Source organism: Klebsiella sp. 28 (assembly GCF_018223905.1).
GTDB classification, from domain to species: Bacteria; Pseudomonadota; Gammaproteobacteria; order Enterobacterales; family Enterobacteriaceae; genus Klebsiella; species Klebsiella pneumoniae.
The window spans coordinates 1-22,195 of record NZ_JAGRQY010000042.1; the positions used below are offsets into that span (position 1 = coordinate 1).

At 61.9% G+C, this 22,195-nt stretch carries 25 protein-coding genes and 1 pseudogene; 23 read left to right on the forward strand and 3 right to left on the reverse strand.

Annotated features, from left to right (window positions below; translation table 11 throughout):
* The 21 genes and pseudogenes from pduA to KHQ28_RS08235 form a co-directional block, all read left to right on the forward strand.
* Positions 1–145, forward strand: a pseudogene (gene pduA / locus KHQ28_RS08135) (propanediol utilization microcompartment protein PduA); the annotation flags it as partial.
* Positions 142–954, forward strand: a complete 813-nt coding sequence (gene pduB / locus KHQ28_RS08140) for a propanediol utilization microcompartment protein PduB (RefSeq protein WP_004181165.1) — start codon at positions 142–144, stop codon at positions 952–954. The pseudogene pduA and the gene pduB, both read left to right, overlap by 4 nt.
* Positions 955–972: 18 nt before the next feature.
* Entirely contained in the window at positions 973–2,637 is a 1,665-nt protein-coding gene (pduC, locus tag KHQ28_RS08145; protein ID WP_002915744.1) for a propanediol dehydratase large subunit PduC, read from the forward strand.
* A 10-nt stretch (positions 2,638–2,647) separates the two neighbouring features.
* Positions 2,648–3,337, forward strand: coding sequence for a propanediol dehydratase medium subunit PduD (gene pduD, locus KHQ28_RS08150; protein ID WP_002915746.1), 690 nt, complete (start codon positions 2,648–2,650; stop codon positions 3,335–3,337).
* Between the two features lie 14 nt (positions 3,338–3,351).
* Positions 3,352–3,876 (forward strand): propanediol dehydratase small subunit PduE, encoded by a 525-nt coding sequence (gene pduE, locus KHQ28_RS08155; protein ID WP_002915750.1) that lies wholly within the window; start codon positions 3,352–3,354, stop codon positions 3,874–3,876.
* 12 nt (positions 3,877–3,888) lie between these two features.
* Entirely contained in the window at positions 3,889–5,721 is a 1,833-nt protein-coding gene (locus KHQ28_RS08160; RefSeq protein ID WP_004149610.1) for a diol dehydratase reactivase subunit alpha, read from the forward strand.
* Positions 5,711–6,061: a glycerol dehydratase reactivase beta/small subunit family protein gene (locus KHQ28_RS08165; protein ID WP_002915803.1), complete on the forward strand. Its 351-nt coding sequence runs from the start codon at positions 5,711–5,713 to the stop codon at positions 6,059–6,061. The genes KHQ28_RS08160 and KHQ28_RS08165 overlap by 11 nt, the downstream gene beginning before the upstream one ends.
* An 18-nt stretch (positions 6,062–6,079) precedes the next feature.
* A complete protein-coding gene (gene pduJ, locus KHQ28_RS08170) occupies positions 6,080–6,355 on the forward strand; it encodes a propanediol utilization microcompartment protein PduJ (RefSeq protein WP_002915806.1) in 276 nt (91 codons plus the stop codon).
* Between the two features lie 21 nt (positions 6,356–6,376).
* Positions 6,377–6,823 carry a BMC domain-containing protein gene (locus tag KHQ28_RS08175; RefSeq protein WP_002915808.1) on the forward strand — a complete coding sequence of 149 codons (447 nt, stop codon included), beginning with the start codon at positions 6,377–6,379 and terminating at the stop codon, positions 6,821–6,823.
* Positions 6,823–7,455 (forward strand): phosphate propanoyltransferase, encoded by a 633-nt coding sequence (locus KHQ28_RS08180; protein WP_004181167.1) that lies wholly within the window; start codon positions 6,823–6,825, stop codon positions 7,453–7,455. Before KHQ28_RS08175 ends, KHQ28_RS08180 begins: the two co-directional genes overlap by 1 nt.
* Positions 7,452–7,943 (forward strand): microcompartment protein PduM, encoded by a 492-nt coding sequence (pduM, locus tag KHQ28_RS08185; protein ID WP_004181168.1) that lies wholly within the window; start codon positions 7,452–7,454, stop codon positions 7,941–7,943. Before KHQ28_RS08180 ends, pduM begins: the two co-directional genes overlap by 4 nt.
* A 3-nt stretch (positions 7,944–7,946) precedes the next feature.
* Positions 7,947–8,222: a EutN/CcmL family microcompartment protein gene (locus KHQ28_RS08190; protein WP_002915814.1), complete on the forward strand. Its 276-nt coding sequence runs from the start codon at positions 7,947–7,949 to the stop codon at positions 8,220–8,222.
* A gap of 10 nt (positions 8,223–8,232) precedes the next feature.
* The gene (gene pduO, locus KHQ28_RS08195) at positions 8,233–9,249 is read left to right on the forward strand and encodes a two-domain cob(I)yrinic acid a,c-diamide adenosyltransferase PduO (protein ID WP_004181169.1); all 1,017 of its coding nucleotides are present in this window, start codon (positions 8,233–8,235) and stop codon (positions 9,247–9,249) included.
* Positions 9,246–10,634 (forward strand): CoA-acylating propionaldehyde dehydrogenase PduP, encoded by a 1,389-nt coding sequence (gene pduP, locus KHQ28_RS08200; protein ID WP_004143947.1) that lies wholly within the window; start codon positions 9,246–9,248, stop codon positions 10,632–10,634. Before pduO ends, pduP begins: the two co-directional genes overlap by 4 nt.
* A gap of 11 nt (positions 10,635–10,645) precedes the next feature.
* Positions 10,646–11,758, forward strand: coding sequence for a 1-propanol dehydrogenase PduQ (pduQ, locus tag KHQ28_RS08205; RefSeq protein WP_032418385.1), 1,113 nt, complete (start codon positions 10,646–10,648; stop codon positions 11,756–11,758).
* Positions 11,755–13,107 (forward strand): 4Fe-4S dicluster domain-containing protein, encoded by a 1,353-nt coding sequence (locus KHQ28_RS08210; protein WP_004174545.1) that lies wholly within the window; start codon positions 11,755–11,757, stop codon positions 13,105–13,107. The genes pduQ and KHQ28_RS08210 overlap by 4 nt, the downstream gene beginning before the upstream one ends.
* Before the next feature lie 2 nt (positions 13,108–13,109).
* The gene (gene pduT, locus KHQ28_RS08215; RefSeq protein ID WP_004151971.1) at positions 13,110–13,664 is read left to right on the forward strand and encodes a propanediol utilization microcompartment protein PduT; all 555 of its coding nucleotides are present in this window, start codon (positions 13,110–13,112) and stop codon (positions 13,662–13,664) included.
* Entirely contained in the window at positions 13,664–14,014 is a 351-nt protein-coding gene (gene pduU, locus KHQ28_RS08220) for a propanediol utilization microcompartment protein PduU (protein ID WP_002915850.1), read from the forward strand. The genes pduT and pduU overlap by 1 nt, the downstream gene beginning before the upstream one ends.
* Before the next feature lie 4 nt (positions 14,015–14,018).
* Positions 14,019–14,459, forward strand: coding sequence for a propanediol utilization protein PduV (gene pduV / locus KHQ28_RS08225; RefSeq protein ID WP_032418384.1), 441 nt, complete (start codon positions 14,019–14,021; stop codon positions 14,457–14,459).
* Positions 14,456–15,670, forward strand: coding sequence for an acetate/propionate family kinase (locus KHQ28_RS08230; protein WP_032418383.1), 1,215 nt, complete (start codon positions 14,456–14,458; stop codon positions 15,668–15,670). Before pduV ends, KHQ28_RS08230 begins: the two co-directional genes overlap by 4 nt.
* Positions 15,671–15,761: 91 nt before the next feature.
* A complete protein-coding gene (locus tag KHQ28_RS08235; RefSeq protein ID WP_032416104.1) occupies positions 15,762–16,628 on the forward strand; it encodes an L-threonine kinase in 867 nt (288 codons plus the stop codon).
* Positions 16,629–16,631: 3 nt separating this feature from the next.
* Here the strand turns inward: KHQ28_RS08235 and cobD are convergent, their stop codons facing one another.
* Together cobD and amiC are read right to left on the reverse strand one after the other, a co-directional pair.
* Positions 16,632–17,708 carry a threonine-phosphate decarboxylase CobD gene (cobD, locus tag KHQ28_RS08240; RefSeq protein WP_004143954.1) on the reverse strand — a complete coding sequence of 359 codons (1,077 nt, stop codon included), beginning with the start codon at positions 17,706–17,708 and terminating at the stop codon, positions 16,632–16,634.
* 17 nt (positions 17,709–17,725) lie between these two features.
* A complete protein-coding gene (amiC, locus tag KHQ28_RS08245) occupies positions 17,726–18,979 on the reverse strand; it encodes an N-acetylmuramoyl-L-alanine amidase AmiC (protein WP_004900318.1) in 1,254 nt (417 codons plus the stop codon).
* 227 nt (positions 18,980–19,206) lie between these two features.
* Between amiC and argA the strand changes: the two genes are divergently transcribed.
* Together argA and KHQ28_RS08255 are read left to right on the forward strand one after the other, a co-directional pair.
* On the forward strand, positions 19,207–20,538 hold the full coding sequence (gene argA / locus KHQ28_RS08250; RefSeq protein WP_004149616.1) for an amino-acid N-acetyltransferase: 1,332 nt from the start codon (positions 19,207–19,209) through the stop codon (positions 20,536–20,538).
* 229 nt (positions 20,539–20,767) lie between these two features.
* A complete protein-coding gene (locus KHQ28_RS08255; protein ID WP_032418382.1) occupies positions 20,768–21,088 on the forward strand; it encodes a hypothetical protein in 321 nt (106 codons plus the stop codon).
* 57 nt (positions 21,089–21,145) lie between these two features.
* On the opposite strand, the gene recD is transcribed toward KHQ28_RS08255, so the two are convergent.
* Positions 21,146–22,195: exodeoxyribonuclease V subunit alpha (recD, locus tag KHQ28_RS08260; protein WP_211777585.1), on the reverse strand; the 1,050-nt coding region annotated here is incomplete at its 5' end.

Consider the following 22,195-nt stretch of genomic DNA (forward strand, 5'->3'; position numbering starts at 1 on the left):
GCGTGGCGACGTGGGGGCAGTTAAAGCCGCCACCGACGCCGGTGCCGCCGCAGCCCGCCACGTGGGCGAAGTGAAAGCCGTACACGTCATTCCCCGCCCCCATACCGATGTTGAAAAAATCTTACCGAAGGGGAATAGCCAATGAGCAGCAATGAGCTGGTTGAACAGATCATGGCGCAAGTCATAGCCCGTGTAGCGACGCCAGAGCAGCAGGCGCTTCCCGATACCCCCCATCCCACAGGAGAGACGGCTATGGCAGAGAAAAGCTGCAGCTTAACGGAATTTGTCGGGACCGCCATTGGCGACACCCTCGGGCTGGTCATCGCCAACGTGGATGCCGCGTTGCTGGAGGCGATGAAGCTCGAAAAACACTACCGCTCTATCGGCATCCTCGGCGCCCGCACCGGCGCCGGGCCGCACATCATGGCCGCCGATGAAGCGGTCAAAGCCACCAACACCGAAGTGGTCAGCATTGAGCTTCCTCGCGACACCAAAGGCGGCGCCGGCCATGGCTCGCTGATTGTGCTGGGCGGGAATGATGTTTCCGACGTCAAACGCGGGATTGAGGTCGCGCTGAAAGAGCTGGACCGTACCTTCGGCGATGTCTACGGCAACGAAGCGGGTCATATTGAGCTGCAGTATACCGCGCGCGCCAGTTATGCCCTGGAAAAAGCGTTCGGCGCCCCACTGGGCCGCGCCTGCGGCATTATCGTCGGCGCCCCGGCGTCCGTTGGCGTGCTGATGGCCGATACCGCGCTGAAATCAGCCAACGTCGAGGTGGTGGCTTACAGCTCACCGGCCCACGGCACCAGTTTCAGCAACGAAGCCATTCTGGTGATTTCCGGCGACTCTGGCGCGGTGCGCCAGGCGGTGATCTCCGCCCGGGAAATCGGCAAAACCGTACTGGCGACGCTGGGCGCCGAACCGAAAAACGATCGCCCCTCCTACATTTAATACCCGCGAGGCTGATTCATGAGATCGAAAAGATTTGAAGCACTGGCGAAACGCCCTGTGAATCAGGATGGTTTCGTTAAGGAGTGGATTGAAGAGGGCTTTATCGCGATGGAAAGTCCTAACGATCCCAAACCTTCTATCCGCATCGTCAACGGCGCGGTGACCGAACTCGACGGTAAGCCGGTTGAGCAGTTCGACCTGATTGACCACTTTATCGCGCGCTACGGCATTAATCTCGCCCGGGCCGAAGAAGTGATGGCCATGGATTCGGTTAAGCTCGCCAACATGCTCTGCGACCCGAACGTTAAACGCAGCGACATCGTGCCGCTCACTACCGCGATGACCCCGGCGAAAATCGTGGAAGTGGTGTCGCATATGAACGTGGTCGAGATGATGATGGCGATGCAAAAAATGCGCGCCCGCCGCACGCCGTCCCAGCAGGCGCATGTCACTAATATCAAAGACAATCCGGTACAGATTGCCGCCGACGCCGCTGAAGGCGCATGGCGCGGCTTTGACGAGCAGGAGACCACCGTCGCCGTGGCGCGCTACGCGCCGTTCAACGCCATCGCCCTGCTGGTCGGTTCACAGGTTGGCCGTCCCGGCGTCCTCACCCAGTGTTCGCTGGAAGAAGCCACCGAGCTGAAACTGGGTATGCTGGGCCACACCTGCTATGCCGAAACCATTTCGGTGTACGGTACGGAACCGGTGTTTACCGATGGCGATGACACCCCGTGGTCGAAAGGCTTCCTCGCCTCCTCCTACGCCTCGCGCGGCCTGAAAATGCGCTTTACCTCCGGTTCCGGTTCTGAAGTACAGATGGGCTATGCCGAAGGCAAATCGATGCTTTATCTCGAAGCGCGCTGCATCTACATCACCAAAGCCGCCGGGGTGCAAGGCCTGCAGAATGGCTCCGTCAGCTGTATCGGCGTACCGTCCGCCGTGCCGTCCGGGATCCGCGCCGTACTGGCGGAAAACCTGATCTGCTCAGCGCTGGATCTGGAGTGCGCCTCCAGCAACGATCAAACCTTTACCCACTCGGATATGCGGCGTACCGCGCGTCTGCTGATGCAGTTCCTGCCAGGCACCGACTTCATCTCCTCCGGTTACTCGGCGGTGCCGAACTACGACAACATGTTCGCCGGTTCCAACGAAGATGCCGAAGACTTCGATGACTACAACGTGATCCAGCGCGACCTGAAGGTCGATGGCGGCCTGCGGCCGGTGCGTGAAGAGGACGTGATCGCCATTCGCAACAAAGCCGCCCGCGCGCTGCAGGCGGTATTTGCCGGCATGGGTTTGCCGCCTATTACGGATGAAGAAGTAGAAGCCGCCACCTACGCCCACGGTTCAAAAGATATGCCTGAGCGCAATATCGTCGAGGACATCAAGTTTGCTCAGGAGATCATCAACAAGAACCGCAACGGCCTGGAGGTGGTGAAAGCCCTGGCGAAAGGCGGCTTCCCCGATGTCGCCCAGGACATGCTCAATATTCAGAAAGCCAAGCTCACCGGCGACTACCTGCATACCTCCGCCATCATTGTTGGCGAGGGCCAGGTGCTCTCGGCCGTGAATGACGTGAACGATTATGCCGGTCCGGCAACAGGCTACCGCCTGCAAGGCGAGCGCTGGGAAGAGATTAAAAATATCCCGGGCGCGCTCGATCCCAATGAACTTGGCTAAGGGGTGAAAAATGGAAATTAACGAAACGCTGCTGCGCCAGATTATCGAAGAGGTGCTGGTGGAGATGAAATCAGGCGCAGATAAGCCGGTCTCCTTTAGCGCGCCTGCGGCTTCTGTCGCCTCTGCCGCGCCGGTCGCCGTTGCGCCTGTGTCCGGCGACAGCTTCCTGACGGAAATCGGCGAAGCCAAACCCGGCACGCAGCAGGATGAAGTCATTATTGCCGTCGGGCCAGCGTTTGGTCTGGCGCAAACCGCCAATATCGTCGGCATTCCGCATAAAAATATTCTGCGCGAAGTGATCGCCGGCATTGAGGAAGAAGGCATCAAAGCCCGGGTGATCCGCTGCTTTAAGTCTTCTGACGTCGCCTTCGTGGCAGTGGAAGGCAACCGCCTGAGCGGCTCCGGCATCTCGATCGGTATTCAGTCGAAAGGCACCACCGTCATCCACCAGCGCGGCCTGCCGCCGCTTTCCAATCTGGAACTCTTCCCGCAGGCGCCGCTGCTGACGCTGGAAACCTACCGTCAGATTGGCAAAAACGCCGCGCGCTACGCCAAACGCGAGTCGCCGCAGCCGGTGCCGACGCTTAACGATCAGATGGCTCGTCCCAAATACCAGGCGAAGTCGGCCATTTTGCACATTAAAGAGACCAAATACGTGGTGACGGGCAAAAACCCGCAGGAACTGCGCGTGGCGCTTTAACAAAGGATATCCCGATGAATACCGACGCAATTGAATCCATGGTACGCGACGTGCTGAGCCGGATGAACAGCCTACAGGACGGGATAACGCCCGCGCCAGCCGCGCCGACAAACGACACCGTTCGCCAGCCAAAAGTTAGCGACTACCCGTTAGCGACCCGCCATCCGGAGTGGGTCAAAACCGCTACCAATAAAACGCTCGATGACCTGACGCTGGAGAACGTATTAAGCGATCGCGTTACGGCGCAGGACATGCGCATCACTCCGGAAACGCTGCGTATGCAGGCGGCGATCGCCCAGGATGCCGGACGCGATCGGCTGGCGATGAACTTTGAGCGGGCCGCAGAGCTCACCGCGGTTCCCGACGACCGGATCCTTGAGATCTACAACGCCCTGCGCCCATACCGTTCCACCCAGGCGGAGCTACTGGCGATCGCTGATGACCTCGAGCATCGCTACCAGGCACGACTCTGTGCCGCCTTTGTTCGGGAAGCGGCCGGGCTGTACATCGAGCGTAAGAAACTCAAAGGCGACGATTAACAGGGGGTAAGCATGCGCTATATCGCTGGCATTGATATTGGCAACTCCTCGACAGAAGTCGCCCTGGCGACGGTCGATGACGCAGGTGTGCTGAACATTCGCCACAGCGCGTTGGCTGAAACCACGGGTATAAAAGGCACATTACGAAATGTGTTCGGTATCCAGGAGGCGCTAACGCAGGCGGCAAAAGCGGCCGGCATTCAGCTCAGCGATATTTCGCTTATTCGCATTAACGAAGCCACGCCGGTCATTGGCGATGTGGCGATGGAAACCATCACGGAAACCATCATCACCGAGTCCACCATGATCGGCCATAACCCGAAGACACCCGGCGGCGTCGGACTGGGGGTCGGCATCACCATCACACCAGAGGCGCTGCTGTCCTGCTCCGCGGGCACTCCCTATATTCTGGTGGTCTCCTCGGCCTTTGACTTTGCCGATGTCGCCGCGATGGTCAATGCGGCAACGGCAGCGGGCTATCAGATAACCGGCATTATTTTGCAGCAGGATGACGGCGTGCTGGTCAATAACCGGCTACAGCAACCGCTACCGGTGATCGACGAAGTTCAGCATATCGACCGGATTCCACTTGGCATGCTGGCGGCCGTCGAGGTCGCTTTACCCGGTAAGATCATCGAAACGCTCTCCAACCCCTACGGTATTGCGACCGTTTTCGATCTCAACGCCGAGGAGACCAAAAATATCGTGCCAATGGCGCGGGCGCTGATTGGCAACCGCTCGGCCGTGGTGGTGAAAACCCCCTCCGGCGACGTCAAGGCCCGCGCTATTCCGGCAGGTAATCTGCTGCTCATCGCTCAGGGGCGCAGCGTACAGGTTGATGTGGCCGCCGGGGCGGAAGCCATCATGAAAGCGGTTGACGGCTGCGGCAAACTGGACAACGTCGCGGGAGAAGCGGGCACCAATATCGGCGGCATGCTTGAGCACGTGCGCCAGACCATGGCGGAGCTTACCAATAAGCCAGCTCAGGAGATCCGCATTCAGGATCTGCTGGCCGTTGATACGGCGGTGCCAGTCAGCGTGACCGGCGGTCTTGCGGGGGAGTTCTCGCTGGAGCAGGCGGTGGGTATCGCCTCGATGGTCAAGTCGGATCGCCTGCAGATGGCCCTCATCGCCCGTGAAATTGAGCACAAACTGCAGATTGCGGTTCAGGTGGGCGGCGCCGAAGCGGAGGCGGCCATTCTTGGGGCGCTCACCACTCCCGGCACCACGCGCCCGCTGGCGATCCTCGATCTGGGCGCCGGGTCGACCGACGCCTCCATTATCAATGCGCAGGGAGAGATCAGCGCCACTCACCTGGCCGGCGCCGGCGATATGGTCACGATGATCATCGCCCGCGAGCTGGGGCTTGAGGACCGCTACCTGGCGGAAGAAATCAAAAAATATCCGCTGGCAAAAGTCGAAAGCCTGTTTCATCTGCGTCATGAAGACGGCAGCGTCCAGTTTTTTCCGTCGGCCTTACCACCGACGGTATTTGCCCGCGTCTGCGTGGTGAAACCGGATGAACTGGTTCCCCTGCCCGGCGATCTGCCGCTGGAGAAAGTGCGCGCCATTCGCCGTAGCGCCAAATCACGCGTCTTTGTCACCAACGCCCTGCGAGCGTTACGCCAGGTGAGCCCTACCGGCAACATTCGCGACATCCCGTTCGTGGTGCTGGTGGGCGGCTCGTCCCTCGATTTCGAGATCCCCCAGCTGGTCACCGACGCGCTGGCGCACTACCGGCTGGTTGCCGGGCGCGGCAATATCCGCGGCTGTGAAGGCCCACGCAATGCGGTCGCCAGCGGATTACTCCTTTCCTGGCAAAAAGGAGGCACACATGGAGAGTAGCGTAGTCGCCCCCGCCATCGTCATTGCCGTCACTGACGAATGCAGCGAACAGTGGCGCGATGTCCTGCTGGGCATTGAAGAGGAAGGCATTCCTTTTGTTCTGCAGCCGCAGACCGGCGGCGATCTTATCCATCACGCCTGGCAGGCGGCGCAGCGTTCGCCGCTGCAGGTAGGCATCGCCTGCGACCGGGAACGGCTCATCGTGCACTACAAAAATTTACCCGCATCAACTCCGCTGTTTTCGCTGATGTATCACCAGAACAGGCTGGCCCGGCGAAACACTGGCAACAATGCGGCTCGTCTCGTCAAAGGGATCCCATTTCGGGATCGCCATGCTTAATCCACAGGAGAACGCAGTATGAATAACGCACTAGGACTGGTTGAAACGAAAGGCCTGGTTGGCGCCATTGAAGCCGCTGATGCAATGGTGAAATCCGCCAACGTGCAGTTGATTGGTTACGAAAAAATTGGCTCCGGGCTGATTACCGTGATGGTCCGCGGAGACGTCGGCGCGGTCAAAGCCGCCGTTGACGCCGGCAGCGCGGCGGCCAGCGTGGTCGGCGAGGTCAAGTCCAGCCATGTGATCCCGCGCCCGCATAGCGATGTTGAGGCCATTCTGCCGAAATCCGTCTGACCCTCAAAAAAGGAGCACCGCGTGAAGCAATCACTGGGATTACTTGAGGTCAGCGGTCTGGCCCTGGCCATCACCTGCGCCGACGCTATGGCGAAAGCGGCCGCCATCACGCTGCTCGCCCTGGAAAAGACCAACGGTTCCGGCTGGATGGTGGTGAAGATCGCCGGTGATGTGGCCTCTGTCCAGGCGGCGGTGATGACCGGGGCCGAACTCGCCGAACGGCAGCAGGGGCTGGTAGCGCAGAAGGTTATCGCCAGGCCCGGGGAAGGCCTGCTGCCGGCCCGCGTCCAGGCGCCTTCACCAGCGCCTGACGTCGCCGTGACGGAGGAGAACACGGCCCTCACAGACGCCCCTTCCCACTCTACGGAGCGGGTAACCTGCAACCTGTGCCTGGACCCACACTGCCCACGACAAAAAGGCGATCCCCGCTCGCAGTGCCTGCACGCCGGTAAACGAGGTGACGCGTAATGGATAAACAACAGCTGGCTTCGACAGTCAACAAAGTGCTGGATGAGATGCGCCAGCGTCCCATTCCAATCGGTATCTCCAGTCGCCATATCCATTTAGCGGCGGCTGACTATGCCAGGCTTTTTCCCGCGCAGCCCATCCAGCCGAAAAAAGCGCTGCTGCAGCCGGGACAATATGCTGCAGAGCAGACGGTGACCCTGGTTGGCCCCAAAGGGCGATTAAACAACGTGCGCCTGCTCGGCCCTTTGCGCCAGACCAGCCAGGTGGAAATCTCACGCACCGACGCCCGGATCCTCGGTATCGCCGCGCCGCTGCGCATGTCCGGCAATCTGCAGGGCACGCCGGGGATCCGCCTGATAAGCCCCTTTGCCGAACTGCAGCTGAGCGGCGGGACGATTGTTGCCCAGCGACATATTCATATGTCGCCACTTGATGCGTTGATCCTGCGCGTCTCCCATGGCGATAGCGTCGCGGTGGCGATCGAAGGCAGCGACAGGCGGCTTATCTTCGACAACGTGGCGGTCCGCGTTGCCCCGGATATGCGTCTTGAGATGCACATCGATACTGACGAGGCCAATGCGGCAGGCGCTGACGCTGCGCAAGCCTGGGCAACGCTGGTGACGAAGCCATGAACCACGCGATGCTGCAGCGTATCGTCGAAGAGGTCGCCGCCCGTCTGCGCCGTCGCGCCCTCAGCACGGCCACGCTCAGCGTGGCCCAGCTCGGCGAAGCGGATATCCGCAGCCTGCTGTGCCAGCACGCTTCGCTGCGCATCGTGCAGGTGGATTTACCGCTGCTGGAGCAGCTTGCCGGCCAGCGTGCGCTGGCGGCAGCCGGTTGCGCACTGCATGAGGCGATGGCCTGGGGCGTTCGGGTACAGCTAACGCTGCTTCCCGCCCTGCTCCCCGCGCTGGCGGTAAAAAAACTCGCCCGCTTGCCGCTGACGTTCAGCGATCCGCTTGGCCAGCCCGTCAGGCTTCACGCCGCGTCGGTGCTCACCTATGCCGACGTAGCCCGTTTCAGTGGCGGCTATCTGGTGCTGCGCCGCCGTCCCATTATCACCGCCCTCGCCCGCGAAGCGGCCGTCGCGCGGCATGTTCAATTGATTAAGCAGGAGTGAACTATGCATCTGGCACGCGTGACCGGCGCCGTCGTCTCGACGCAAAAATCGCCCTCTCTGAACGGCAAAAAACTGCTGCTGGTGCGCCGGGTAAGCGCGGACGACGATCGTCCGATTCTCCCCACGAGCGGCGATGAAGTGGCGGTAGATTCGGTTGGCGCTGGCGTCGGCGAGCTGGTGCTGCTCTGCAGCGGCTCGAGCGCACGCCACGTTTTCAGCGGCCCGAATGAGGCCATCGATCTTGCCGTCGTGGGCATTGTTGACTCACTTTCACGCTAAGGGGGCGCCTGTGGCTATCTATACCCGAACCGGCGATGCCGGCAGTACATCACTCTTTACCGGCCAGCGGGTCAGCAAGACGCATCCGCGCGTCGAAGCCTACGGCACCCTGGATGAACTGAACGCTATGCTGAGCCTGTGCGTCTGCGCCGTCGCTGAAGAGGAACAGCGCACCCTGCTCGAAGCCCTGCAGCAGCACATTTTTTGGTTCAGCGCGGAGCTCGCCAGCGACAGCGAACAGCCATCACCGGGTAAGCGCTATATCAGCAGCGAAGAGATTGCCCTGCTGGAGCAGACCATCGATCGCGAGATGGCCCGCGTGCCGGCGCTGCACCAGTTTGTATTGCCCGGACGCTGTGAAGCCGCCAGCCGTCTGCACCTGGCCCGCACCGTTGCCAGACGGGCGGAGCGCCGGCTGGTCGAGCTGGCGGCAGAGGTTACTATCCGTCAGATACTGCTGCGTTATCTGAACCGCTTATCTGACTGCCTGTATGCCCTGGCGCGCAGCGAGGATCATGCCGCTCACCAGCGCCGCCTTGTGACGGAGATCGCGGCCCGCTATCTGGCCGCCAGCGGGTCGCCTGCGCCCGACGCGCCCAAAGCCCAGGCCGGGTCGCTCTCCTTTCACGAGCTGCATCAGCTCATCCGTCAGGCCATTGAACACGCCCGCCAGCTGCAGGTGCCGGTGGTGGTCAGCATCGTTGACGCACACGGCACCGAAACCGTGACCTGGCGAATGCCCGATGCGCTGCTGGTCAGCAGCGAGCTGGCGCCGAAAAAAGCCTGGACCGCCGTCGCCATGAAAACCGCCACCCACGAGCTCGCGACGACCGTACAGCCAGGCGCTGCGCTGTACGGTCTGGAGAGCCATCTGCAGGGCAAAGTCGTCACCTTTGGCGGCGGATATCCGCTGTGGCGCGATGGCCAGCTAATAGCCGGCATCGGCATTAGCGGCGGCAGCGTCGAGCAGGATATGGCTATTGCACAGGCTGCCATGGCGGCCATTAACGTGAGAACTCATCAATGAATACAGCAGAACTGGAAACCCTTATCCGCACCATCCTCAGTGAAAAGCTCGCGCCGACGCCCCCTGCCCCTCAGCAAGAGCAGGGCATTTTCTGCGATGTCGGCAGCGCCATCGACGCCGCTCATCAGGCTTTTCTCCGCTATCAGCAGTGTCCGCTAAAAACCCGCAGCGCCATTATCAGCGCCCTGCGGGAGACGCTGGCCCCCGAGCTGGCGACGCTGGCGGAAGAGAGCGCCACGGAAACCGGCATGGGCAACAAAGAAGATAAATATCTGAAAAATAAAGCCGCTCTTGAAAACACGCCGGGCATAGAGGATCTCACTACCAGCGCCCTCACCGGCGATGGCGGGATGGTGCTGTTTGAGTACTCGCCGTTCGGGGTTATTGGCGCCGTGGCGCCCAGCACCAACCCAACGGAAACCATTATCAACAACAGTATCAGCATGCTGGCGGCGGGTAACAGCGTCTATTTCAGCCCCCATCCCGGCGCGAAAAAGGTCTCGTTGAAGCTTATCGCCAGGATCGAAGAGATCGCCTACCGCTGCAGCGGGATCCGTAACCTGGTGGTGACCGTTGCCGAGCCGACCTTTGAAGCCACCCAGCAAATGATGTCCCACCCGCTGATTGCCGTTCTGGCTATCACCGGCGGCCCTGGCATTGTGGCGATGGGCATGAAAAGCGGTAAAAAAGTGATCGGCGCTGGCGCCGGCAATCCGCCGTGCATCGTTGATGAAACCGCCGATCTCGTCAAAGCCGCCGAAGATATCATCAGCGGCGCCGCCTTCGATTACAACCTGCCCTGTATCGCCGAAAAAAGCCTGATCGTCGTCGCCTCCGTCGCTGACCGCCTGATCCAGCAGATGCAGGATTTTGACGCGCTGCTGTTGAGCCGACAGGAGGCCGATACCCTGCGTGCCGTCTGCCTGCCCGACGGCGCGGCGAATAAAAAACTGGTCGGTAAAAGCCCGGCTGCGCTGCTGGCGGCGGCGGGTCTCGCCGTTCCGCCTCGCCCCCCTCGCCTGCTGATTGCCGAGGTGGAGGCGAACGACCCCTGGGTGACCTGCGAGCAGCTGATGCCGGTGCTGCCGATCGTCAGGGTCGCCGACTTTGACAGCGCCCTGGCGCTGGCCCTGCGCGTTGAGGAGGGTCTGCACCACACCGCCATTATGCACTCGCAGAATGTCTCGCGGCTCAATCTGGCGGCACGCACCCTGCAGACCTCCATTTTTGTCAAAAATGGCCCGTCTTACGCGGGAATCGGCGTCGGCGGCGAAGGGTTTACCACCTTCACCATCGCCACGCCAACCGGAGAAGGCACCACCTCCGCGCGGACGTTCGCCCGCCTGCGGCGCTGCGTGTTGACCAACGGTTTTTCCATTCGCTAACCGGGGGCGCCATGCATACCTTTTCTCTGCAAACGCGCCTCTACAGCGGCCCGGGCAGCCTTGCCGCGCTGCAGCGCTTTAGCCATCAGCACATCTGGATCGTCTGCGACGGCTTCCTGGCGCGCTCGCCGCTGCTTGACCGACTGCGCGCCGCGCTGCCCGCCAGCAACCGCGTCAGCGTGTTCAGCGATATTACACCGGATCCGACCATTCACACCGTGGCGAAAGGGATAGCGCAGATGCAGGCCCTGCGTCCGCAGGTGGTGATCGGCTTCGGCGGCGGCTCGGCGATGGATGCCGCCAAGGCTATCGTCTGGTTCAGCCAGCAGGGCGGTCTGCCTGTCGACACCTGCGTGGCGATCCCCACCACCAGCGGTACCGGTTCGGAAGTGACCAGCGCCTGCGTCATCAGCGACCCGGAAAAAGGGATCAAGTACCCGCTGTTCCATGAGGCGCTCTGTCCCGACATGGCGATCATCGACCCGACGCTGGTGGTTAGCGTACCGCCCACAATCACAGCCCATACCGGGCTGGACGCGCTGACCCACGCCCTGGAGGCATGGGTCTCGCCGCAGGCCACCGATTTTACCGATGCGCTGGCGGAAAAGGCCGCCAGGCTGGTGTTTCGCGCCCTGCCCGTTGCGATTCGTCAGGGCGACTGCATTGCGACCCGCAGCAAAATGCACAATGCATCAACCCTCGCCGGTATGGCCTTTAGCCAGGCTGGCCTTGGGCTCAATCATGCGATCGCCCATCAGCTTGGCGGCCAGTTTCACCTCCCCCATGGCCTGGCCAATGCGCTGCTGCTGACCGCGGTGATCCGCTTCAATGCCGGCGAGCCGCGAGCGGCTAAGCGCTATGCGCGCCTGGCCAGGGCCTGCCGCTTCTGCCCGCCCGCAGCTGGCGAACAGGAGGCTTTCCAGGCGCTGCTTACCGCGGTGGAAACGCTGAAACAGCAGTGCGCCATTCCCACCCTCAAGGGCGCGCTGCAGGAAAAGTATCCCCTTTTCTTATCGCGAATTCCCGCCATGGTGCCGGCCGCGCTGACCGATGCCACCCTGCGCACCAACCCGCGTCCGGTCGATGGCGCGGCCATCGCGCAACTGCTGGAGAACCTGCAATGAGTGAAGCGATAGGGCCACTATCAAGCATTGATGCGGCGGAGATCCGCGAACGCGTTCGGGCCGCTGGCGTCGTAGGAGCCGGTGGCGCAGGCTTTCCGACCCACATCAAACTGCAGGCCCGGGTGGACACCGTGCTGGTGAACGCCGCCGAATGCGAACCGATGCTGAAGGTTGACCAACAGCTGATGGCTCAGCAGGCTGACCGACTGATTCGCGGCCTGGGTTACGCGATGACCGCCACCGGCGCCCGGGAAGGGATCATTGCCCTGAAGGCGAAATATGCTCCGGCGATTGCGGCACTAACCCCACGACTCCCGGAATGGGCCCGGCTGCATATTCTGCCTGACGTCTATCCGGCCGGGGATGAGGTGCTCACTATCTGGCTGGCGACGGGACGCCGCGTACCACCTGCCGCGCTGCCGGTCAGCGTCGGCGTGGTGGTCAATAACGTGCAGACGGTGCTCAATATCGCCAGAGCCGTGGAACAGGGCTATCCGGTGACTCGCCGGACGTTGACCGTCAATGGCGCCGTCGCCCGTCCGCTGACGCTGGCCGTACCACTGGGTATATCGCTGCGCGAGGTGCTGGATCTGGCCGGCGGCGCGACGGTTGACGATCCGGGGTTTATCAACGGCGGTCCGATGATGGGCTCGCTTATTACCTCCCTCGAGACACCGGTCACCAAAACTACCGGCGGCCTGCTGGTGCTCCCGGGCAACCATCCATTGATCCAGCGACGGCGGCAGGATGAACGAACGCTGCTCGCCATCGCCCGCACCGTCTGTGAACAGTGCCGTTTATGCACAGATTTATGCCCCCGGCACCTGATCGGCCATGAGCTTTCCCCTCATCTGCTGGTGCGGGCGGTGAACTATCGCCAGGCGGCCACTCCGTCGCTGCTGCTCAGCGCCCTGACCTGTTCGGAGTGCAACGTTTGCGAGAGCGTCGCCTGCCCGGTGGGTATTTCCCCCATGCGCATCAACCGTCTGCTGAAACGTGAGCTGAGGGCGAAAAACCTGCGCTACGACGGACCGCTGCGTCCGGCGGACGAGATGGCGAAGCACCGCCTGGTGCCGGTCAAGCGGCTCATCAGCAAACTGGGACTTGATCCCTGGTATCAGGAAGCGCCGCTGACGGCGGTGGAACCGGAGGTGGCCTGCGTCACCCTGCCCCTGCGCCAGCATATCGGCATCAGCGCCGTGCCCTGCGTCGCGCCGGGAGAGCGGGTAACGCGCGGCCAGGTGCTGGCGGATATCCCCGCCGACGCCCTCGGCGCGCCGGTGCACGCCAGTATTGACGGCCTGGTCTCCGCCATCACGGAGCAGGCCATTACGCTTGTAAGAGGTTAATCATGACCCAGGCTATCGGAATTTTAGAACTGACCAGCATCGCCAGGGGGATGGAGCTGGGCGACGTCATGCTGAAAAGCGCGAACGTACAGCTCCTGCTCTGCAGAACCCTTTGCCCCGGGAAATTCCTGCTGATGCTCGGCGGCGACGTCGGCGCCGTGCAGCAGGCAATCGCCGCCGGCACCGCGCGCGCCGGGGAGATGCTGGTGGACAGCCTGGTGCTGGCCAACATTCACCCCAGCGTACTACCGGCGATCAGCGGTCTCAACGTGGTCGGGCAGCGGCAGGCGGCGGGGATCGTCGAAACCTGGAGCGTGGCGGCGTGCATCAGCGCCGCCGACCGCGCGGTGAAAGCGGCCAACGTCACCCTGGTGCGGGTCCATATGGCGTTTGGTATCGGCGGCAAATGCTACATGGTGGTGGCGGGTGATATCGCCGATGTCGACAACGCCGTCACGGTGGCCAGCGACAGCGCAGGCGAGAAAGGATTACTGGTTCACCGGGCAGTGATCCCGCGACCGCACGATGCGCTGTGGCAACAGCTGATGGAGGGATAATGGAACCGCAAACCCCTACCGAACGCATGATCCAGGAGTATGTCCCGGGCAAACAGGTCACTCTGGCGCATCTCATTGCCAATCCTGGCAAAGATCTGTTCAAAAAGCTGGGTCTGCCGGACGCGGTCTCCGCCATCGGCATTCTTACCATTACCCCCAGTGAAGCATCGATTATCGCCTGCGACATCGCCACCAAGTCCGGCGCGGTGGAGATCGGTTTTCTCGATCGCTTCACCGGCGCGGTGGTGTTGACCGGCGATGTCTCCGCCGTGGAGTACGCGCTCAGGCAGGTCACCCGCACCCTCGGTGAGCTGATGCGCTTCACCGCCTGCCCAATTACCCGGACCTGAGCCCATGCAACGCCTGATGCTTATCGGACCCAGCCAGTGCGGCAAAACCTCGTTGACCCAGGTATTGCGTGGCGAAACCCTGCGCTATCAGAAAACCCAGGCCATCGTCTGGACGCCGGCCGCCATCGATACCCCCGGGGAATATCTGGAAAACCGCTGCCTGTACAGTGCACTGCTCACCAGCGCCTGCGAGGCCGATGTCATCGCGCTGGTACTAAATGCCGATGCGCCCTGGTCACCTTTTTCTCCGGGGTTTACCGCCCCGATGAACCGCCCGGTCATCGGGGTGATCACTAAAGCCGATTTGGCCGCCCCGCCCCGTCTGCAACAGGTCCGGACATGGCTCGAGACGGCGGGCGCCGGACATATCTTTATCACCAGCGCGTTAACCGGCGACGGGCTTGATGACCTGTTCGCCTGCCTGAATGCAGAGGAATATCAATGACCTATAAAATCATGGCGATTAACGCCGGCAGCTCCTCCCTGAAGTTTCAGCTGCTTAACATGCCGCAGGGGGCGTTGCTCTGTCAGGGGTTGATCGAACGTATCGGCCTGCCCGAGGCCCGCTTCACGCTGAAAACGTCGGCACAGAAATGGCAGGAGACGCTGCCCATCGCCGATCACCATGAGGCAGTGACCCTCCTGCTGGAGGCGCTGACCGGCCGCGGGATCCTGAGCAGCCTGCAGGAGATCGACGGCGTTGGCCACCGCGTCGCCCACGGCGGCGAACGCTTCAAAGACGCCGCGCTGGTCTGCGACGATACCCTGCGGGAGATCGAGCGCCTGGCGGAGCTGGCGCCGTTGCATAACCCGGTCAATGCGCTGGGCATACGTCTCTTTCGCCAGCTGTTACCCGCGGTACCGGCGGTGGCGGTTTTTGATACCGCCTTTCACCAGACCCTGGCGCCGGAGGCCTGGCTCTATCCCCTCCCCTGGCGCTATTACGCCGAGCTGGGCATTCGCCGCTACGGTTTTCACGGTACCAGCCATCACTATGTCAGCAGCGCGCTGGCGGAAAAGCTGGGCGTACCGCTGAGCGCCCTGCGGGTAGTAAGCTGCCATCTGGGCAATGGCTGTAGCGTCTGCGCCATCAAAGGCGGGCAGTCGGTGAATACCTCAATGGGCTTTACCCCGCAGTCCGGGGTGATGATGGGCACCCGCAGTGGCGATATCGACCCGTCGATTCTTCCCTGGCTGGTGGAGAAAGAAGGGAAATCCGCCCAGCAGCTCAACCAGCTGCTGAATAATGAATCCGGGCTGCTGGGCGTCTCCGGCGTGTCATCTGATTACCGCGACGTCGAACAGGCAGCTGACGCCGGCAACGAACGGGCGGCTCTGGCGCTGTCGCTGTTTGCCGAACGCATTCGCGCGACTATCGGCAGCTATATCATGCAGATGGGAGGTCTGGACGCGCTGATCTTTACCGGCGGCATAGGCGAGAATTCCGCCCGTGCGCGGGCGGCGATCTGCCGCAATTTGCATTTTCTCGGCCTCGCGCTGGACGACGAGAAAAACCAGCGGAGCGCGACCTTTATTCAGGCGGATAATGCGCTGGTCAAAGTGGCGGTGATCAATACCAATGAAGAGCTAATGATTGCCCGCGACGTCATGCGTCTTGCATTGCCGCAGGCGCGCGAGCTGGCGGTGTCGGCATAAACGACGCGCCTCCTCTTGCGGAGAATCATGGTAACCGGCGGGTCGCCATGCCACTATGCGCCCTGGCGAAGGTAAGCGGAAAGGTGAAAACGTGGCTGTTGCACAATGTCCCGCCTCGTGCGGAGAACTTATCCAGGGCTGGATCCTCGGCAGCGAAAAGCTGGTCTCCTGTCCGGTGGACTGGTACAGCACCGTCGAGGTCGAGACCGGGGTACCGCGAAAAGACGAGCGGCCGCTGTCGCGGGCGATGGTCGACCAGCTGCTGGCCCACTGGGGCTACCCCCCAGCGCTGAGCCAGCAGATCCGCATCACCCTGCACTCAACGATCCCGGTGGCCAAAGGGATGGCCAGCAGCACCGCCGATATCGCTGCCACCGCCGTCGCCACCGCCCATCATCTGGGCCATCTACTGGATGAGCCGACGCTGGCGCGCCTGTGCGTCGCGCTGGAGCCTACCGACAGCACCCTGTTTCGCCAGCTGACGCTGTTCGACCATAATACCGCCGCCACGCAAATCGCCTGTCCCCCTCCGCCGGCGCTCGACCTGTTAGTGCTGGAGAGCCCGCTGACGCTGCGCACCACCGACTATCACCAGCTGCCGCGCGAGCCGGGCCTGTTGGCAAACGCCTCCCGGCTGCAACTGGCGTGGGAGAAAGTTCAACAGGCCTGCCACTGCGGCAACCCGCAGCTGCTGGGCGAAGCAGCAACCATCAGCGCCATTGCCAGCCAGCAGCTGTTGCCTAAGCCGGGGTTTGACGCGCTGCTGGACCTGGTGGAAAGCGCAGGGCTCTATGGTCTCAACGTGGCGCACAGCGGCAGCGTCGTCGGCCTGCTGCTGGACCGCCGTCGGCATGACGTCGAATTTCTGCAATGGCGGCTGACAGACAGCGACATCGCCGCCCACTGGCCGCAGCAGCATCTGTTGGCGATGGTGCCCGGGGGCGTCATCCTGCAGTAGGCCTCAGGCCAGCACCCGGCGCAACGCCGCCAGCAGCTGGTCGTTTTCCTCGGCGCTGCGGATCGCCACCCGGAAATAGCGGCTATCCAGCCCCGGGTAGTTGGCGCAGCTGCGGATCAGCACATGCTGGCGCAGCAGGGCATATTGCAGGTCAAAATCGGCTCTGTCGCAGCGCAAGAACAGGTAGTTAGCACGCCCGGGCCATACGGTCAGCCCGGCCATCTCCTGCAGCTGCGCATAGAAACGCGCTCCCTCCTCCTGCAGCCACTGCCAGGTGGCCCGCTGATACGCCCGATCCTGGAGAATAATTTCCCCGGCCAGGGCGGCATAGGCGTTGATGGACCACGGCATTTGTCGCGCGCGCAGTCGGGCCACCGCCTGGGCATCAGCGTTCAGCAGGTAGCCGAGACGCAGCCCCGGAATGGCATAAAATTTGGTCAGCGATCGCAAAACCCAGACGTGCGGATGCTGCGCCAGCAGAGGAATAAACCCCGGCTGGTCGGGGATAAAGTCGAGGAAGGCCTCATCGAGGATCAGGCTGATGTTCAGCGCCCGGCAGCGCTGCGCAATGGCTTCCAGCAGGCCCCGCTCCGGCAGCAGGCCGGTGGGGTTGTTCGGGGTGCAGAGAAACAGGCAGTCCAGCGCCGGAGTCAGGGCATCGAGGATCGCGTCGGTCAGCTGCCAGCCATCGCGCTCCCGCAGGGCATACTCCACCACCTCGCAGTCCACCGTCTGCAGCGCCCGCCGGTACTCCGCGAAACCGGGAATGACGATCATCGCCCGCCGCGGCTTAAGGCCGTGGACGAGGGTGAAGATCGATTCAGTTTCGCCGTTGCCGGCGAGGATATGCGCCGCCGGCAACTGATGGTGGGCAGCCAGCGCCTGATGCAGCTGTTGATACTCGACGTCAGGGTAGCGTTCGGCGCAGCCTGGGTTGTCAACGATCGCCTGCCTGAGCGAGGCAGGCATCCCCAGCGGATTGATGTTGGCGCTAAAATCCAGCAGCTCGCCGGGGGCTATGCCCAGCAGGGCGGCGGCCTCGCGGATATTGCCGCCATGGGCGCTTTTCAGTAAGGCCATGTCCCTTTCCTGTGTGGTTATCCGCGGCGGGCCAGCGTCGCGCCGTCGGCGAAGTAGGCTTTAATCCCGGCGAGGATCGACTCGGCCACCTCCTGCTGGAATTTGGCCGTTTTCAGTTTCCGCTCTTCTTCCACGTTACTGATAAACGCCGTCTCCACCAGAATGGAGGGGATATCAGGCGCCTTCAGTACCGCAAAGCCCGCCTGCTCTACCCGATTCTTGTGCAAATTATTGATATTGCCCATTTTCTCCAGCACCGCCTTTCCGAATTTGAGGCTGTCGGCGATGGTGAGGGACTGCACCATATCGAACATGGTGTGGTCGACATAGCGGTCGCCGCTCTTGCTGACCCCACCGATCAGATCCGAGGCGTTCTGCGTCTGGGCGAGATATTTTGCCGCGGTACTGGTGGCCCCCTTGGTGGAGAGGGCAAACACCGAAGAGCCGCTGGGCTGGCGGCTGGTAAAGGCGTCGGCGTGAATCGACACGAACAGGTCGGCGCGCTGCTTCTGCGCCTTGGCGACACGCACTTTCAACGGGATAAACACGTCTTCGTTGCGGGTCATATAGGCCTTCATATTGCCTTCTTTGTCGATCAGCGCCCGCAGGCGACGGGCGATCTGTAGCACCACGTCTTTTTCGCGGGTGCGATACTTTCCCACGGCGCCGGAGTCTTCGCCGCCGTGCCCGGGATCGAGCATGATGACAATCGGCCGGTCGCGCCCGGCTTTGCCCGGCTGCGGCCCGCTTTGCGCCGGCGGCACCTGACGCTCCAGGTCGCCTTTGTTGTAATCCTCGAGCAGCGCCAGCAGCGGATCCTGAACATCGGTGGCGTTGGCGGGGTAGAGGTCCATCACCAGACGCTCTTTAAAGCCAGCCACCGGCGCGAGGGCAAACAGCTGCGGCTTAACGTTCTGCTTGAGCTCAAAGACCATGCGCACGGTTTGTGGATCAAACTGGCCCACGCGGGCGGACTTAATAAAGGGATCGTCATCGCGGATCTGGCCGCCCATGCCTTTCAGCACAGAGTTCAGGTTAACCCCTTCCAGATCGACCACTACCCGTTCCGGATTACTGAGGGCAAACTGCCGGTATTTCAGCACATGATTCGATTCTACCGTGACACGCGTGTAGGTCGATGCTGGCCAGACGCGAACGGCGACCACCCGCGCGGCGGCGGCCAACCCGACAGGGCTCACGCTCATTAACCACATGGCGCCCGCGCCCTGCAACAGACGGCGACGGCTTAATCCTGAGTTGTTTCCCGACATGCCACTCCCAAGCAATAAAAACGCATTTATACCCAAAACAAACAGATTGACCAGAAACTTTAACGAAAGGCATATAACCTGTCATCTATAAAAGGGTAAACATTCATTGACACCCTGCGCCGGGTCACATGTTTTTCGCGGCTTAGCCTCAAATTGGGGCTTGCGTTTAACGGCAAAACAGAATAAAAATACAATAATTACGAATAATCATGCATTGAGGGTTTGTCATGGTGAAGGAACGTCGCACTGAACTGGTAGAAGGATTCCGCCATTCTGTTCCCTATATTAATGCCCATCGGGGAAAAACGTTTGTCATCATGCTGGGCGGCGAAGCCATTGAGCATGAAAATTTCTCAAATATTGTCAATGACATAGGATTATTGCATAGCCTGGGCATTCGCCTGGTGGTGGTCTATGGCGCCCGCCCGCAGATTGACGCTAACCTCGCCGAGCACCATCACGAGCCGGTCTATCACAAGCAGACGCGAGTGACTGACGCCAAAACGCTGGAGCTGGTTAAGCAGGCGGCGGGGATGCTGCAGCTGGAGATCACCGCCCGTCTGTCGATGAGCCTCAACAACACCCCGCTGCAGGGGGCCCATATCAACGTTGTCAGCGGCAACTTTATCATTGCCCAGCCGCTGGGCGTCGATGACGGCGTCGATTATTGCCACAGCGGACGCATTCGCCGCATTGACGAAGAGGCGATTCATCGTCAGCTCGACAGCGGCGCCATTGTCTTGATGGGGCCGGTCGCGGTGTCGGTCACCGGCGAGAGCTTTAACCTGACTTCGGAAGAGATCGCTACCCAGCTGGCCATCAAGCTGAAGGCGGAGAAAATGATCGGCTTCTGTTCGTCGCAAGGGGTTTACAACCAGGCCGGGGAAATTGTCTCCGAACTGTTCCCTAATGAGGCGCAGGCCCGCGTCGAAGAGCTGGAAGCAGACGAAGACTATAACTCCGGCACCGTGCGCTTCCTGCGCGGGGCGGTGAAGGCCTGCCGCAGCGGCGTACGGCGCTGCCACCTGATCAGCTATCAGGAAAATGGCGCGCTGCTGCAGGAGCTGTTTTCACGCGACGGCATCGGCACCCAGATCGTCATGGAGAGCGCGGAGCAGATCCGTCGGGCGACCATCAATGATATCGGCGGTATTCTTGAGCTGATAAGCCCGCTCGAGCAGCAGGGCATTCTGGTACGCCGTTCCCGCGAACAGCTGGAGATGGAGATCGACAAATTCACCATTATTCAGCGCGATAACACCACCATCGCCTGCGCCGCCCTCTATCCTTTCCCGGAAGAGAAGATCGGCGAAATGGCCTGCGTGGCGGTGCATCCGGATTACCGGAGCTCGTCGCGGGGAGAGGTGCTGCTGGAGCGTATTGCCGCTCAGGCCAGGCAGATGGGACTGAGCAAACTGTTCGTGTTAACCACCCGCAGCATCCACTGGTTCCAGGAGCGCGGCTTCACGCCGGTGGATATCGACCTGCTGCCGGAGAGTAAAAAGCAGATGTATAACTATCAGCGCCGGTCGAAGGTGCTGATGGCCGACCTCGCTTAAGCCCTTCTCCTCTCTATCTAACGGCCCGGGATAGCGCGACGCTTATCGCTTTATCCCCGGCCGGTCTCCCGCCCCTCTTCCCGCCAGCCTGGCGTACGCACGCGGGCGAAATTCCTGGTTTCCGCGCAGGCCATTTCTTTCTCGCTGGCTCACCGATATGCTATTGGCTGTCTACAGGACGTCGACTGGCGCCGCGGCCGCCACCCGCCCTGTAAGGATCGCTTAAAGAATGGAAACCAAACCGAACTGGCTGGTCAGACATATTAATCTCATCACCACCGCGGTCGCCCTCTATCCGTGGTTGCTGATGATACTGCTCCTCTGGGATAACCAGCGCCATCATCAGCATGGCTATGCCGCGCTCGGCGCCGCCATCGCGATATTATTTCTGCTGGCCCTGACGTCCGGCATGAATCTTCTCATCTCCTCGCTGGTGATTTTTTGTGCCCGCTGTTCCACCCCACCGCTGACCGGCGGCGGCGCAGTCCGCTTTTTCACCATGAACTCGATCTCGGCGCTCTGGCTTATCCCTCTGTTCTTCAGTTACTGATTTTTCCGCCAGCCCGGGCAACGGCTGCAGCATTTTCCATCGCCCGGACCCGGCGTCTCAGGGGGCTTCGCGCCCGGCGAAAATCTCCGCCAGGCCGCTGCGCCGTTCGGTGCGCGTCACAATGGCCTGGGAGAGCACCTGCTCGTCGGCATAGAGCGACAACCGCCGTTTCGCGCGGGTGATCGCCGTGTAGACCAGTTCGCGGGTCACCAGCGGGACGCTGCGCGCCGGCAGGATCAGCGCCGCGTGTTCGAACTCCGAGCCCTGCGATTTATGCACGGTCATCGCCCAGGCGGTGTCATGCTCCGGCAGACGGCTCGGCTGCACCGACTTGATGGCGCCGTCGGGCATCAGGAACCACACCCGCAGCTCGCCGTTGCGCTCCAGGGCGATGCCGATATCGCCGTTAAACAGCCCCAGCGCGCTGTCGTTGCGCGATATCATGATCGGTCGGCCATCATACCAGCGAGAGTGGCGCGGCAGGGCGATCACCCGCTGGCGGTTGAGCCGCTGCTCCAGCCGCTCATTGACGCCGCTCACGCCGTACGGCCCCTCGCGCAGCGCGCACAGCAGCTGGAATTCGCTGAAAGCGGCCAGCATGGCCTGCGGTTCGGCCCGCTCGCGGCGCAGCTGCAGGTAGCGCTCATAGCCCTGCTGAGCCGCGCCGAGCATGGCTTCGTACTCTTCGGTCGTGCTGAGGGGATGAAGCGCGATATCGTCAAACGGCTGGCGCAGCGTGGCCTTCACCTCCGCGCGCGCGCCAGCGTTCACCGCCCGCGCCAGGCTCCCGATGCCGGAGTGACTACCGAAGCGATAGCTCTTTTGCAGCAGGCACAAACTGTCTCTCAGCACGCCCGCGATAGCCCCCTCGCCCGCCGGCACCGGCGAACCGGTCAGCCGGGTCAGCTCCTGCGCCCGCGCGGCGGTATAGCCCGAACTCGCCCAGGCGCAGATATCCCCCAGCACCGCCCCCGCTTCTACGGAGGCCAGCTGGTCGCGATCGCCGAGGAAAATCACCCGCCCGTGGGCCGGCAGCGCGTCGATAAGCCGCGACATCATCGGCAGGTCGATCATCGAGGCTTCATCCACCACCAGCACGTCCAGATG